Raw genomic sequence first — 13,656 nt, forward strand, 5'->3', positions numbered from 1 at the left:
CCAGCGGTGTTGCGCGGGCAACCGCGAGGCTCAGCGCCTCGTCAGGCTCTCCGCCCGTTCCGCGAGGATGCGCTCGATGACGACGGCCACGCCGTCCTCGTTGTTGGTGACGGTGCGGCCGGAGGCGGCGGCGAGGGCGGCCGGGTGGGCGTTGCCCATCGCGTAGGAGGACCCGGCCCAGCTCAGCATCTCCACGTCGTTGGGCATGTCGCCGAAGGCGACGACCTCGGCCGCCGAGATGCCGCGCTCGGCGCAGCACAGCTCCAGGGTGCTGGCCTTGGAGACGCCGGGCCCGCTGATCTCCAGGAGCGCGGCGGGACTCGACCGGGTGAAGGTGGCCCGCTCCCCTGCGGCCGCACGGGACAGGGCCAGGAACTCGTCCGGGTCGAGCTCGCCGTGGCGCGCGAGCAGCTTCAGCACAGGCGCGCCGTCGCCGGGGGCCTCCTCGTGCAGCAGCTTCTCCGCGACCGCCACGGTGGCACCGGGGTCGAGGTGGAAGGGCGGGTAGGCGGGTTCGTAGTGGATGCCGGTGGCCAGCTCGACGGCGAAGGACGTGCCTGGCGCGGCGGCGCGCAGCGTGTGGACGACGTCGAGGGCCGTCTCCCGCTCCAGTCCCCGGATCTTCAGCAGCCGGCCGCCGTCGTGCAGGTCGGCGACGGCCGCGCCGTTGGCGCAGATCGCCAGGCCGTGGCCGTGGACGTGGTCGCTGACGACGTCCATCCAGCGAGCGGGGCGCCCGGTGACGAAGAAGACCTCGACCCCCGCCTCCTCGGCGGCGGCGAGCGCACGGACCGTGCGGTCCGAGACGGTCTTGTCGTCGCGCAGAAGAGTGCCGTCCAGATCCGTGGCGATCAGCCGGGGAGCGACGGGGGCGGACTGTTCGATAACGGTGGTCACCCGTACATTCTCGCGTACGCAGGCGCACGGGCGTGCGGAGGGGCGCACATTTGAGACCTCGCGCCCCTGACCTGCCGAACATTCCACAGGCATATGACAGCGTCGAGAAGGACGTACCAGACCCTGAGTCCGCCCGTCCCGCATTCCCGCGTATCCCTCGCCCGTGCGGGGAAGGCGGGCGGGATGGGAGAGATCCGGGTCGGCACCTGCTCGTGGACGGACAAGGCCCTGGTGGCCAGCGGCTGGTACCCCACGGGCAGCCGCGACGCGGAGGGCCGGCTGCGGCACTACGCCGCACAGTTCCCGGTGGCCGAGGTGGACTCCACGTATTACGGGTTGCCCAGCACCCGCAACAGCCTCCTGTGGGCCGACCGCACCCCGGACGGCTTCCGGTTCGACGTGAAGGCGTTCTCCCTGCTCACCGGCCACCCCACGCGGTCCCAGGCGCTGCCCGCAGACCTGCGCCCGGCCTTCGTGCGCGAACGCGGGGCGGGCGTCGAGCCCGGGCTGCTCGACGAGGTGTGGCAGCGCTACAGCGCGGCCCTGGAACCGCTGCGTGCCGCGGGGCGGCTGGGGACGCTGGTCTTCCAGTTCCCTGCCCGTCTTGTACCGGGGAGGCCGGCGGAGGAGTTCCTGCGCCGGTGCCGTGAGCGGGCGGCCGGCTGGCCGGTGGCTGTGGAGTTCCGGCATCCGGGCTGGTGGCGCGAGGAGCAGGCCAATACGACGGCCGCCCTGCTGGCCGATCTGGACGCGGCCGCCGTGGCCGTGGACATGGTCCGGACGCTGCCCACCTCCGTACCGCCTGTCGTACGGGTCACCCGGCCGGACCTCGCCCTGGTGCGGCTGCACGGCCGCAACAGCGCCTGGGGGGCCGGTACGAAGGAGGAGAGGTTCCGCCACACCTACACGACTGAGGAGCTGCGCGAGTGGGTACCGCGCATCCGCAGGATGGCCGAGCAGGCCGATGAGGTGCATGTGCTGTTCAACAACTGCTGCGGTGACGCCGCCGTCCGCGCAGCCGAGTCGATGCGGCACCTTCTCGGCTCTCATAGGGTCGCCGCATGCGACTGAGCACTGTGATTCTGCCGATCCACCGCTGACACGAGGGGGCCCCCGTGCGATGTTGTGACGGGCGCCCGCCCCTGATTGACGCAGGGGCGGGCGTCGTATCGGCTCAGGCCTGGTCAGCCGGCGCAGACGGTGAAGGCGACCGTGTCGCCCTTCTTGACGGTCTTCGGGGCGTGCGGGGACACGCCGAGCACCGAGCCGGGCTTGCAGCCCTTGACGGCTTTCTTGGTGACGGTGCCGAGCTTCGTCTGCGTCTTCTGCATGTACGCCGTGGCCTCGACCAGGCTCCAGCCCGCGAAGTCGATCGGGATGCTCTGGCCGTCGGGGAAGAGATACAGCATGGTGGTGGCGTCGCTGTTGGTGGCCTTGCTGGTAGCCACCGGGGTCGAACTGCTGCTGCCGGCGACCGAGGTGGCCAGGGCGGTGCCCCCGCCCGCCGCGATGAGGGTGGCGGCGACGGCGGCGATGCCGATGGTGCGCCTGCGCCGGGTGCGGCGCAGGATCTGGGGCGCGTCGAAGGCGGGGGCCTCGGCGGAGTTCGCGAATCGGTTCATGGCGTTCATCAGTTCCTCTTCGAAAGGTGTGCAGCCGGAAGGCCATGCGTCGTCGTACGAGGTCATCGGATTCCTTCCGTGTGCTGCCGTGGCGAAGGGGCGGAGAGCACGGGGATCTGACCTCTGAGTTTCTCGATCCCACGAGCAAGCTGGGAGCGCACCGTGCTGGGCGATATGCCCATGTCGGCTGCGATCTCGGTGTCGGAGAGGTCGTGGAAGTACCGCAGCACCACGACCGTGCGCATCCGCATGGGCAGTTGTTGCAGGGCGCGCACCAACTGGTCCCGGTTGTCCACCTGCCCGAACTCGTCTCCAGGGGCGGCCTTGTCGCCGCTCTCCGGATCGGAGGTCATGCCCAGGCGGCGGAACCTGCGCCAGCGGTCGTTGGCCAGGTTCACCATGATCCGCCGCACATAGAGGTCCGGAGCGTCCTTCCCCGCGATGGTGCGCCATTTGCGGCAGGCCCGCTCCAGGGTCTCCTGGACCAGGTCCTCCGCCGCCTCACGGTTGCCCGTCAGGACGAAGGCGCCCCGGAACAGCGCGGTCGACCTCGCGGCGACGAAAACCTGGAAGTCCGTCTCCATACGCTCCTCCCTTCCTGTCACCCCTCCTCGACGTGAACACCGCCTCATCTGCTGCACGGCTGGACTGAGACCTGGGTCACAGGTATTGCTGCCGCCCGGTGTCGACCGGGCGGCAGCGATGAGCCCAGCGGACAGCTGCGGACCATCGTCTCGGCCGCGTCGGTCATGCCCAGTTCCAGGCGGCGGACGTCGGTCTCGTATTGCTCGACCGCATGCGCGATGTCCGTTGGCTCGGCTGACCGCCACAAGCCGTCCGCCCACACGGATTCAGGTCACGGCATGCGTCTGAGCACTGTCATCCTGCCTATCCACCGCTGGGCCGAAGGCCGGAACGTCTGGCGCCGGGCCGAGGAGCTCGGCTTCCACACCGCGTACACCTACGACCACCTGTCCGGGCGGAGCTTTCGAGATCAGCCGTGGTTCGGCGCTGTGCCGACTCTCACCGCAGCAGCCGCGGCTACGGAAAGCATGCGCATCGGCACCCTCGTCACCTCGGTCAATCCTCGTCCGCGCACCACGTAGGGCGGGCAGTGCCGCGGTGACGTACCTGAGCGGCTGTCCGGCGGCCTCCACAGTCCGGGCATCCGCTTGGTGGGGAGCGTGATGGCGTGCATGCTCAGAGTGGCCGGCTGCGGAGGAGTTCACTGAGCCGGTCACCGATGACGGACACTCCGGGGCGCTGTTCGGACTCGACGTACCAGGGCTTGCGTCGCCGCAGGAGTGCGTCGCCGTGCTCGCTCCAGGTGAAGTCGGGCTGCCGCAGGAGTTTCTGGAACACGGTGTCTACGGTCTCCGGGTGTGCGGCGGCCAGTCGGCGGACGGGCAGCGGTGTGATCGACTCCTCGCGCAGATACGTGCGGAGCAGGTCCTGGTGGTGTTTGCGGCCCGGGAGGCCGGGGTTCGCGAACAGGTCCCGCAACGATCCGTAGTCCGCGTAGAAGTTGAGCCCCTCGACCTGGTCGTAGATGACGCCTACAGTCCCCGCCTGCGCCAGTTCGGGTGCCAACGTGAACAGGGACGGGTTCGCGGCGTCGTGCTGCCGATGGCGGTAGTAGGCGTTGAGAGAGTCCTCCGCTTCCTCGGGCGTGAGGATGAGCTCATCGCTGCCGAAGAACTCGGCGAAGGCGGCCCGGTCCTCACGCATCGAGTGCCATCCCTGCTCGACTTTCCTAGGGTTGCGGAAGACGAGGTCGGGTCGGCTGGTGGCCAGGTCAAGGGCTGCCGCGCCGATCTCCGGCGCGGCGGTGCGAGGGTAGGAGGACATCGTGCCGGAGAAGAGCCACACGTCGGGCACTGGTGCCAGCGCTACCAGTCGAGCGCTGAGGAAGCCTCCCTTCCTGACCGCGCGGAGGGCCGTGCGCCCGGCGTTGGTGTAGGCGCGGTACTCGAGGTCGTCGAGCAGATTGAGCAGGAGCAGCGAGTCGTCGTGCTTGCTCCTCACCTCGAAGAGCCCCTCCACGGGGTCACGCCAGGCCAGGATCATCCGTCGGTCGGTATCGGTCAGGGCCGTTCGCCGTGCGACGAAGCGGTCGGCGACCGTCTTGCCGTCCGGAAGGCGGTACTGCAGCAGGAAGTGGTCGATGACGTTGGTCGCGGTCCCCTCGTCCCATACACCTTCGACGCCGAGGGCCTCGGACAGGAGTGGATCGAGGAAACGTTCGAAGGGGCGACTCTCCCCGAACGCCACGAGTTCTTCCTTCAGTTCGGCGCTACGGCGCAGAAGATGTGCGAGCCCAGTGACCGTGTTCATTTCGTGCTTTCATGCCCTTCGGGCCTCGTTCGGCTCGCTGCTCAGCAACCGGACCAGCGCCGGTACGCATCGATCCAGTGCGCTCCCCTCGGGGACGGTTGAGGCAGGGGCAGTTCGGCCAGGCCGATGTCCTGCCGGAGCCCATTCCGAACGCAGCGGGCGATGATGCGGGAGTCGTTCGTGAGGGCGATCTCGGCCACGGTCACCTCGACACCCAGGACGTTCGTGGTGAACGGAACGTGCAGGTGCTCATCGATGACCGTGAAGAATCCGCTGACGCCTCGACCTCGTCGTACGTGTCGACGGTCGCTTCTGCGATGAGCGCTTCCAGTTCGGAGTCGGTCCTCTTGTCCACACCACCAGGTTAGCGAGCCTGTGCGTGCTCGGTCGTCCGTCTTTCCGAGACCACTGGCACGGTTGCGCTTCGCCGCTGGTGTGCAGTCCGGCGCTCGTAGAATCGTCCCATGCGTCTGAGCACTGTCATTCTGCCGATCCACCGCTGGGCCGAAGGCCGGGAGAGGTGGAAGGGCGCCGAGGAACTCGGCTTCCACGCGGCCTACACCTACGACCACCTGTCGTGGCGGTCATTCCGCGACGGGCCGTGGTTCGGGGCGATCCCCACACTGACGGCAGCAGCTGCGGTGACGCGGAGCATGCGATTGGGCACCCTCGTCACCTCGCCGAACTTCCGCCACCCGGTCACCCTGGCCAAGGAGCTGATCACGCTCGACGACATCTCCGCCGGCCGCGTCACCCTGGGCATCGGCGCGGGTGGCAACGGTTTCGACGCGACGACCCTGCTGCGGAGCGGCGAGGTGCCGTGGACGCCGCGGCAGCGCGCCGACCGGTTCGGCGAGTTCGTCACCCTGCTCGACGCCCTGCTGCGCGAGCCGGCCGGGAAGTCGTACGAGGGGGAGTTCTACTCGGCCACCGAGGCGCGGAACCTGCCCGGCTGCGTGCAGCGCCCCCGTCTGCCCTTCGCCGTCGCCGCGACGGGGCCGCGCGGGCTGGCGCTCGCCGCGCACCAGGGTCAGGCGTGGGTGACCACGGGGGACCCGAAGCTGTACGAGGCGGGCAGCGCCGCAGAGTCGCTCGACGCCATCCGCCGGCAGTTGGACGGCCTGGCCCGCGCCTGCGCGGATGCCGGGCGGGACGGGGCGGAGCTCGACAAGGTCCTGCTCACCGGGTTCACCCCGGAGTTCAACCCGGCCCTCGCCTCGGGCGGTGGCCGGCCCCTCGACTCGGTCGACGCGTTCGTGGACTTCGCGGGCAGGCATGCGGAGCTGGGGTTCACCGAGATCGTCGTCCACGCGCCGGTGCCGGCCGACGGGCCGGGGTTCGACGCGGCGGCGCCGGACGAGAAGCTGTTCGAGGAGATCGCGGTGCGGGGCGCGGCCCAACTGGCCGGCTGACAGCGGTCCAGGGCCCGCGCGCTCACGGGCCCCGCCTCAGCCCGGCAGGCGCAGGAACTCGGCGGGCACGGCATCTGTGAGCCACACCCCGTTGGCACTGACCCAGAACGTGTGGCCCGCGCGGTGCATCCCGGCCGCGTCCACGGATAGCACGACGGGGCGGCCGCGCCGGGCCCCCACGCGGGTGGCGGTCTCGCGGTCGGGCGAGAGATGCACATGGGTGCGGTTCATCGGGCGCAGCCCCTCGACGCGGATCGCGTCCAGGGCCCGGCCGACCGTGCCGTGGTAGAGGTACGGGGGCGGCTCGGCCGGCGGCAGCCCCAGGTCCACGGCCACGGTGTGCCCCTGGCTCGCCCGGATGCGGTCGTCGGCCACGGCGAAGCGCTGCTTGTCATTGGCGGCCACGACGTGGTCGAGCTCCGCCCTGCTGATCGGGAAATGATGGCGGGCCGCCGCGTTCAGCAGGTCATCGATCGGCACCCATCCCTGGGCGTCGAGCGTGAGCCCGATCCGCTCGGGCTGGTGCCGCAGGTGCTTGGAGAGGTACTTGGACACCTTGACGGTGCGTCTTTCATCCATTCCTTCAGCGTGCCCCTGACGTGATCCGGCTGCATCCGCATTTCGGCCGGACTTCACCGGAACGATTTTCGCTCGGAGGTTTGATCCACAGCCAACTCGACTTATCCACAGGGTGATTGAGGATTCTGTGGACAACCGACCTGCGCAATGGGATCTTTGCCCAACTTGTGACTACTTGTGGGTGGAAGCAGCCAGCGCATCCAATGCGCGCTTTTGCACCTCCCGTTGGGTAGCAGCCGTGACAAAGGCCGCGACATGAGCTCTTCCAACCAGCTTCTCCACCGCGTCGATTGTGGCGGCCGGCAAGGCGAGGGGCACGTCGGGCGCGCCGACGGAACCCGGGGTGTAGGGCCCGTCCGCAGTGAGGTGCTCCTCCAGGTGGCGTGTAGCGAACATGCGCATCGCACGGGCCAGTTCCGCGTCGACCGTCCGCTGAGCGAGCGGTCGCAGCCGCCGCACCATCGACGCCGCATCGGCCGCGTCCGCGTCGGTGGGCGGCCGGTGACCGAGCCATCGCGCGAAGACGTGCTGGGTGGTGAACTCCAGGAACCGGGAGGCTATCTGCTCGACCTGCCCGCGAACCTCCCTCAGCTGTCCGGCGATTGCGTGGAGCGGCACACCCGCCGCGTACAACTCGACGGCCACTGCCAGCTCCTGCGGGCTCGGGACGACGAACTCGTCCTGCCCGGGAACACGTTCCAGGACGCCCAGCTCCACAGCCTCGGCAATGGCCTGCTCATCGGCGATACCCCCGAACCGAGCAGCCAGTTGGGCTCGGCTGATGCGGTCGGCCCGCTCGTCGGTCCAGGGACCGTGCACCTCGGCGACGAGCCCCAGCACCCCGCCGAGGCCGCGCCCCGCGTCCCAGGCGTCCAGCAACTCCTTGATGCTGGCCAGGGTGTAGCCGCGGTCGAGGAGAACGGCGATCCGGCGGAGCCGGGTGAGATGGGCATCTCCGTACACATTGGCGCGTCCCCGCCGCTCCGGGGCGGGCAGCAGCCCGCGGTCCTGGTAGGCGCGGATCGTGCGGACCGTGGCGCCACTGGCCTGCGCCAAGCCCTCGATCCGGTACTCGGCAGCGCCTCGTCCCCCGGACGAGGGGAGGGGGCCGCCCCCGGTCCCGGCCCGGCTCACAGCGGCGGCTTCAGCCGGGCGACGCCCCGCAGCACGCCGGGGCCGACGCGGGACAGGAAGCGTGCGGTGTGGGCCTCCGGCGTCACCGGGACGACGGCCTGGTTACGCACGACCGCCCGGAGAACCGCGGCCGCGACCTTCTCCGGCGGGTAGTTCCGGGCGCCGTAGAGCTTGCCGGCCCGCTTGCGCAGCCGCTGTTCCTCCGCCGCGTCCGTCCCCACGAACCGTGCCGTGGACGTGATCTCGGTGTTGACGATCCCTGGGCAGATCGCGCTGACCCCGATCGACTTCTCGGCCAGCTCGGCGCGCAGGCACTCGCTGAGCATCAGCACGGCGGCCTTCGACGTGCTGTAGGCGGGCAGGGCACGGGACGGCTGAAACGCGGCCGCGGACGCGGTGTTGACGATGTGGCCGCCCTGTCCGCGCTCCGCCATCTGCCGGCCGAAGAGACGGCAGCCGTGGATGACCCCCCACAGGTTCACGTCGAGGACGTTCTTCCAGTCCTCGGAGGTGGTCTCCAGGAACGGGCCGGACAGCCCGATGCCCGCGTTGTTGACCAGCACGTCCACGACGCCGTACTCGGCGGCCACCCGGGCGGCGAGCTTCTCCATGGCCTGCTCGTCGCTCACGTCCACCGCCTCGGCCCAGGCCTCGGACGCCCCGGCCTCCCGGGCCGACTCCGCGGTCCGCTCGGCGCCCTCGGCGTTCCGGTCGACGGCGACCACCCTGGCCCCCGCCTCGGCGAAGGCCAGGGCCGTGGCGCGCCCTATCCCGGCCGCGGCACCCGTGACCAGCACGAGCTGACCGCTGAACCGCTCCGCGTACGGCCCCTGCGGGCGGACCTCCACCGGAGCACCGGTCTCCCGAGCCGCCTCGGTGGCCGCCACGAACTCGTCGATCCAGGACGCCAGCCGGCCCGGCCGGGTGCGCGGCACCCAGTGCTTGGCCGGCAGCGAGCGGCGGGTCAACTGCGGGACCCAGTTCTCGAGTCCGTCATAGAGCCTTTCCGAGAGGAACACGTCCCCCGTCGGTGTGATCAGCTGCACCGGCACGTGCGCGTAGGCGTCGTCGCGCGGCCTGCGCAGCCTGGTACGCACGTTGTCCCGGTACAGCCAGGCCCCGTGCGCCGCGTCGTTGGGCAGCGAGGACGTCGGGTAGTCACCCTGAGGCACCTTTTCCAGCCGCTCCAGGATGCCCGGCCACCGTTTGCCGAGCGGCCCGCGCCAGGCCAGCTCGGGCAGGACCGGGGTGTGCAGCATGTACACGTACCAGGACTTGGCGCCCTGGCCGAGCAGCTGGCCCACCCGGCGCGGGGTGGGGCGGTTCACCCGGCGCTTGATCCAGTGGCCGAAGTGGTCCAGGGACGGGCCGGACATCGAGGTGAAGGACGCGATGCGGCCCTCCGTACGCCCGACCGTGGCGAACTCCCAGGACTGGACCGAACCCCAGTCGTGCCCCACGACGTGCACCGGGCGATCCGGACTCACCGCGTCGGCCACGGCCAGGAAGTCGTCCGTCAGCTTCTCCAGCGTGAAGCCGCCGCGCAGTGGCTTGGGGGCAGTCGAAGCGCCGTGGCCGCGTACGTCGTACAGCACGACGTGCCACTCCTCGGCGAGCCGTGCGGCGACCTGTGTCCAGACCTCCTTGCTGTCCGGATACCCGTGCACGAGCACGATCGTCGGCCGCTCGGCGTCTCCCAGCTCGACCACGCACAGCTCGATGCCGCCCGTGGCCACCCGGCGATCCCGCGCCCCCGGCAGGTCACGCAGACGCACGTCGCCGCTCCCTCCGGGCTCCCCGGTGTCCGTAGGCCGTTGGTCTTTTCCTCGTGACGCCATGCGACCGTCCGTTCCCTGCCGTGTGCGGTACGTGCTCGTAACGTGACACTGATGAATGTGACAATGACCGGCGGCTGCGTCAAGGGGCGCACATGGCCTGTGGACAACCCTTCGTGCAGGCCGCGGCGGCTTTCGCCGGGTGATCCGGGTAGTCCTTCCTGAGGTCCCCTTACGGGTCCCCTACAACTCGAGTCTGACGTCGATCCAGCCGTCAGGTCTGACGACCGCTGTGGCCCGCGCCACTACCGTCGGACCTGTGAATGTCATTGCTGCCGAAGGCCTGAGCAAACGGTTCCCCCGGGTGACCGCGCTCGACCGGCTCTCCTTGGACATCGGCCCGGGTGTGACCGGGCTGGTGGGTGCCAACGGAGCCGGCAAGTCCACATTGATCAAGATCCTGCTGGGTCTGTCGCCCGCGACCGAGGGCCGGGCCGCGGTGCTCGGGCTCGACGTGTCGACCAGCGGGGCCGCCATCCGCGAGCGGGTCGGCTATATGCCGGAGCACGACTGCCTGCCGCCCGACGTCTCGGCCACCGAGTTCGTCGTCCACATGGCGCGCATGTCCGGGCTGCCGCCGACCGCCGCCCGCGAACGCACGGCCGACACCCTGCGCCACGTCGGGCTGTACGAGGAGCGCTACCGCCCCATCGGCGGCTACTCGACGGGCATGAAGCAGCGGGTCAAGCTCGCCCAGGCGCTGGTCCACGACCCGCAACTGGTCCTGCTCGACGAGCCGACCAACGGACTCGACCCGGTCGGGCGCGACGAGATGCTCGGCCTCATCCGCCGCATCCACACCGACTTCGGCATCTCGGTCCTGGTCACCTCGCACCTGCTCGGCGAACTGGAACGCACCTGCGACCACGTCGTCGTCATCGACGGCGGCACGCTGCTGCGCTCCAGCTCCACCAGTGACTTCACGCAGACCACCACGACGCTCGCGGTCGAGGTCACCGACAGCGACGCCCACCCCGACGGCACGGGCGCCCTGCGCCGTTCCCTCACCGAGGCGGGCGTCAAACTCGTCGGTCTGGACGGGCTGGACACCGAGGGACTGCCCGGCGCCGGCCACATCCTGCTGATCGAGGCGACCGGCGAGGAGACGTACGACCTGGTACGCGACAGCGTGGCGGGGCTCGGACTCGGCCTCGTACGGATGGAACAGCGCCGTCACCACATCGCCGAGGTGTTCCGCAGCGACGAGGCGCGGCCCGCGGCCGTGCCGGCCGGACCCGTACTGCAGAAGGGGAGCGGACTCGATGAGCACTGAGACCGGCGCCGCGGCCGGGAGCGAGACCTCCCGGATCCACAACATCGGCTACCGCGCCTACGACGGACCACGGCTCGGGCGTGCCTACGCCCGCCGCTCGCTGTACTCGCAGACCCTGCGGGGCTCCTTCGGGCTCGGCCGCTCGGCCAAGTCCAAGGTGCTGCCCATGCTGCTGTTCGGCGTGATGTGCCTCGTGGCGGCGATCATCGTGGCCGTCGCCATTGCCACGCCGGGGACGACGAAACTTCCGATCAAGTACACGTCGTTCGCGATCTACCTGCAGGCCGTCATCGGTCTCTTCATCGCCGCTCAGGCACCGCAGGCGGTCTCCAGGGACCTGCGGTTCAAGACCGTACCGCTGTACTTCTCGCGGCCGATCGAGCACGGGGACTACGTCCTCGCCAAGTTCGCCGCCATGGCCTCCGCGGTCTTCGTGCTCACGGGTGCGCCGGTCGTGATCCTCTACATCGGCGCGCTGCTGGGGAAGTTCGACTTCGGCGACCAGACCGAGTGGTTCGCCCAGGGGATGGTGTCCGTGCTGCTGCTCTCCGTGCTCTTCGCCGGTCTCGGTCTCGTGATGGCGGCGCTGACGCCGCGTCGCGGTTTCGGCGTCGCGGCGGTCATCGCACTGCTGACCATCACGTACGGCGCGGTCACCACCGTCCAGGGCATCGCCTGGTCGACCGGCTCCGAGGGAGCGGTGCCGTATCTCGGGCTCTTCTCCCCGATCACGCTGATCGACGGAGTGCAGACCGCGTTCCTCGGGGCGACGTCGGCCTTCCCCGGTGGGAACGGGCCGGGCGCCGGCACCGGCGTCGTCTACCTGCTCGTTGTTCTCGCGCTCGTCGCCGGCTCGTACGCCGTGCTGATGCGCCGCTACCGGAGGGTCGGGCTGTGACCACCATCGAGATCGACCACACCTCCCGCTGGTTCGGCAACGTGGTCGCCGTCAACGACGTGAGCATGACCGTGGGACCCGGAGTCACCGGTCTGCTCGGCCCCAACGGCGCAGGCAAGTCGACGCTGATCAACATGATGGCCGGATTTCTCGCCCCGTCCACGGGCACGGTCACGCTCGACGGGAAGCCGATCTGGCGCAACGAGGCGGTGTACCACGAGATCGGCATCGTGCCGGAACGGGAGGGGATGTACGACTTCCTGACCGGTCGCGAATTCGTGGTGGCCAACGCCGAGCTGCACGGACTGGGCGACGCCGAGGCGGCCGCCGCGCTGGCCACGGTCGAGATGGAGTACGCGCAGGACCGCAAGATCTCGACGTACAGCAAGGGCATGCGCCAGCGCGTGAAGATGGCGTCCGCGCTCGTCCACAACCCGTCCGTGCTGCTGCTCGACGAGCCGTTCAACGGGATGGACCCGCGTCAGCGGATGCAGCTGATGGAACTGCTGCGCCGGATGGGCGCGGAGGGCCGTACGGTCCTCTTCTCCTCGCACATCCTCGAAGAGGTCGAGCAACTCGCCTCGCACATCGAGGTGATCGTCGCGGGACGGCACGCGGCCTCCGGTGACTTCCGCCGCATCCGCCGGCTGATGACGGACCGCCCGCACCGCTATCTCGTACGGTCCAGTGACGACCGGGCCCTGGCCGCCGCGCTCATCGCCGATCCGTCGACGGCAGGGATCGAAGTGGACCTGAGTGAGAACGCCTTGCGTATCCAGGCGATCGATTTCGGCCGCTTCACCACACTGTTGCCCAAGGTCGCACGCGAGCAGGGCATTCGTCTTCTGACCGTTTCGCCGTCCGACGAGTCCCTCGAATCGGTCTTTTCCTATCTCGTAGCGGCCTGAGGCCGACAAGGAGCTGTGACGTCATGTACGACCCCACAGTCGCCCGGCTCACCTACCGGGCGCTGCTCGGCCGGCGCCGGGCCGCCATCCTCTTCGTCCTGCCCGCGCTGCTGATCGTCATCGCGGTCGCGGTACGGATGTTCGCGGGGGCCGACGACCAGGTGGCCTCGGACGTGCTGGGCGGATTCGCCATCGCCACCATGGTGCCGCTGATCGGCGTGATCGCCGGTACGGGCGCCATCGGCCCGGAGATCGACGACGGCTCGATCGTCTACCTGCTGGCCAAGCCGGTGAGTCGCCCGACGATCATCTTCACCAAGCTGATCGTCGCTGTCGCGGTGACCATGGTGTTCTCGGCGGTCCCGACTCTGCTCGCCGGTCTGATCCTGAACGGCAACGGCCAGCAGATCGCGGTGGCGTACACGATCGCCGCCCTGGTCGCCTCGATCGCCTACAGCGCGCTGTTCCTGCTGCTGGGCACGGTCAGCCGGCACGCGGTGGTGCTGGGTCTCGTCTACGCGCTCGTGTGGGAGGCGCTGTTCGGCAGCCTGGTGCCGGGTGCGCGCACCCTCAGCGTGCAGCAGTGGTCGCTCGCGCTGGCGGAGAAGACCGGTGGCAACGGCGCGATCACCTCGGACGTGGGGCTGCCGCTCGCGACGATCCTGCTGGCCGTGGTCACCGTGGCGGCGACCTGGTACGCGGGGCAGAAGCTGCGCACGCTGAAGCTCGCCGGCGAGGAGTGAGTGCCCGCCCTTCCGATGTGA

At 69.8% G+C, this 13,656-nt stretch carries 13 protein-coding genes and 1 pseudogene; 7 read left to right on the forward strand and 7 right to left on the reverse strand.

Translation table 11 applies throughout. The features are described from left to right. Window positions 1-30: 30 nt before the first annotated feature. On the reverse strand, window positions 31-897 hold the full coding sequence (locus tag OG242_RS16015; RefSeq protein WP_405898806.1) for a Cof-type HAD-IIB family hydrolase: 867 nt from the start codon (window positions 895-897) through the stop codon (window positions 31-33). A 183-nt stretch (window positions 898-1,080) separates the two neighbouring features. On the opposite strand from OG242_RS16015, the gene OG242_RS16020 reads away from it, so the two are divergent. Continuing rightward, on the forward strand, window positions 1,081-1,968 hold the full coding sequence (locus OG242_RS16020; protein WP_405898807.1) for a DUF72 domain-containing protein: 888 nt from the start codon (window positions 1,081-1,083) through the stop codon (window positions 1,966-1,968). A 113-nt stretch (window positions 1,969-2,081) separates the two neighbouring features. Here OG242_RS16020 and OG242_RS16025 read toward each other — a convergent pair whose 3' ends face one another. Both OG242_RS16025 and OG242_RS16030 read right to left on the reverse strand, forming a co-directional pair. After that, entirely contained in the window at window positions 2,082-2,528 is a 447-nt protein-coding gene (locus OG242_RS16025) for a PASTA domain-containing protein (RefSeq protein WP_405898808.1), read from the reverse strand. 53 nt (window positions 2,529-2,581) lie between these two features. Then, window positions 2,582-3,103: a SigE family RNA polymerase sigma factor gene (locus OG242_RS16030; protein WP_405898809.1), complete on the reverse strand. Its 522-nt coding sequence runs from the start codon at window positions 3,101-3,103 to the stop codon at window positions 2,582-2,584. Between the two features lie 279 nt (window positions 3,104-3,382). On the opposite strand from OG242_RS16030, the pseudogene OG242_RS16035 reads away from it, so the two are divergent. Beyond that, window positions 3,383-3,622: pseudogene (locus OG242_RS16035) on the forward strand (LLM class flavin-dependent oxidoreductase); the annotation flags it as partial. 97 nt (window positions 3,623-3,719) lie between these two features. Here OG242_RS16035 and OG242_RS16040 read toward each other — a convergent pair. After that, window positions 3,720-4,790, reverse strand: coding sequence for a hypothetical protein (locus OG242_RS16040; RefSeq protein WP_405898810.1), 1,071 nt, complete (start codon window positions 4,788-4,790; stop codon window positions 3,720-3,722). 527 nt (window positions 4,791-5,317) lie between these two features. On the opposite strand from OG242_RS16040, the gene OG242_RS16045 reads away from it, so the two are divergent. Next, the gene (locus tag OG242_RS16045) at window positions 5,318-6,265 is read left to right on the forward strand and encodes an LLM class flavin-dependent oxidoreductase (protein WP_405898811.1); all 948 of its coding nucleotides are present in this window, start codon (window positions 5,318-5,320) and stop codon (window positions 6,263-6,265) included. 36 nt (window positions 6,266-6,301) lie between these two features. Here OG242_RS16045 and OG242_RS16050 read toward each other — a convergent pair whose 3' ends face one another. From OG242_RS16050 to OG242_RS16060, 3 genes are all read right to left on the reverse strand, one after another. After that, complete coding sequence (locus OG242_RS16050; protein WP_405898812.1) at window positions 6,302-6,844, reverse strand: RNA 2'-phosphotransferase; 543 nt, start codon at window positions 6,842-6,844, stop codon at window positions 6,302-6,304. Between the two features lie 171 nt (window positions 6,845-7,015). Further along, window positions 7,016-7,978 carry a MerR family transcriptional regulator gene (locus OG242_RS16055; RefSeq protein WP_405898813.1) on the reverse strand — a complete coding sequence of 321 codons (963 nt, stop codon included), beginning with the start codon at window positions 7,976-7,978 and terminating at the stop codon, window positions 7,016-7,018. After that, window positions 7,975-9,747 carry an SDR family oxidoreductase gene (locus OG242_RS16060; protein WP_405901628.1) on the reverse strand — a complete coding sequence of 591 codons (1,773 nt, stop codon included), beginning with the start codon at window positions 9,745-9,747 and terminating at the stop codon, window positions 7,975-7,977. Before OG242_RS16060 ends, OG242_RS16055 begins: the two co-directional genes overlap by 4 nt. A 325-nt stretch (window positions 9,748-10,072) precedes the next feature. On the opposite strand from OG242_RS16060, the gene OG242_RS16065 reads away from it, so the two are divergent. From OG242_RS16065 to OG242_RS16080, 4 genes are read left to right on the forward strand one after another with little or no spacing between them, the layout of a single operon-like run. Beyond that, complete coding sequence (locus OG242_RS16065; protein ID WP_405898814.1) at window positions 10,073-11,086, forward strand: ABC transporter ATP-binding protein; 1,014 nt, start codon at window positions 10,073-10,075, stop codon at window positions 11,084-11,086. Beyond that, a complete protein-coding gene (locus OG242_RS16070; protein ID WP_405898815.1) occupies window positions 11,076-11,984 on the forward strand; it encodes an ABC transporter permease in 909 nt (302 codons plus the stop codon). The genes OG242_RS16065 and OG242_RS16070 overlap by 11 nt, the downstream gene beginning before the upstream one ends. Then, on the forward strand, window positions 11,981-12,892 hold the full coding sequence (locus tag OG242_RS16075) for an ABC transporter ATP-binding protein (protein WP_405898816.1): 912 nt from the start codon (window positions 11,981-11,983) through the stop codon (window positions 12,890-12,892). The genes OG242_RS16070 and OG242_RS16075 overlap by 4 nt, the downstream gene beginning before the upstream one ends. Before the next feature lie 23 nt (window positions 12,893-12,915). Further along, on the forward strand, window positions 12,916-13,635 hold the full coding sequence (locus tag OG242_RS16080; RefSeq protein WP_405898817.1) for an ABC transporter permease: 720 nt from the start codon (window positions 12,916-12,918) through the stop codon (window positions 13,633-13,635). Window positions 13,636-13,656 lie beyond the last annotated feature (21 nt).

The organism is Streptomyces sp. NBC_00727 (genome assembly GCF_045161745.1).
Lineage (GTDB): Bacteria > Actinomycetota > Actinomycetes > Streptomycetales > Streptomycetaceae > Streptomyces.

What these genes read in the sequence shown, in the direction of transcription:
- OG242_RS16020 (WP_405898807.1), top strand. Translation starts at nt 1,081, where the DNA reads ATGGGAGAGATCCGGGTCGGCACCTGCTCGTGGACGGACAAGGCCCTG.
- OG242_RS16025 (WP_405898808.1), bottom strand. Translation starts at nt 2,528, where the DNA reads ATGAACGCCATGAACCGATTCGCGAACTCCGCCGAGGCCCCCGCCTTC.
- OG242_RS16030 (WP_405898809.1), bottom strand. Translation starts at nt 3,103, where the DNA reads ATGGAGACGGACTTCCAGGTTTTCGTCGCCGCGAGGTCGACCGCGCTG.
- OG242_RS16045 (WP_405898811.1), top strand. Translation starts at nt 5,318, where the DNA reads ATGCGTCTGAGCACTGTCATTCTGCCGATCCACCGCTGGGCCGAAGGC.
- OG242_RS16050 (WP_405898812.1), bottom strand. Translation starts at nt 6,844, where the DNA reads ATGGATGAAAGACGCACCGTCAAGGTGTCCAAGTACCTCTCCAAGCAC.
- OG242_RS16070 (WP_405898815.1), top strand. Translation starts at nt 11,076, where the DNA reads ATGAGCACTGAGACCGGCGCCGCGGCCGGGAGCGAGACCTCCCGGATC.
- OG242_RS16080 (WP_405898817.1), top strand. Translation starts at nt 12,916, where the DNA reads ATGTACGACCCCACAGTCGCCCGGCTCACCTACCGGGCGCTGCTCGGC.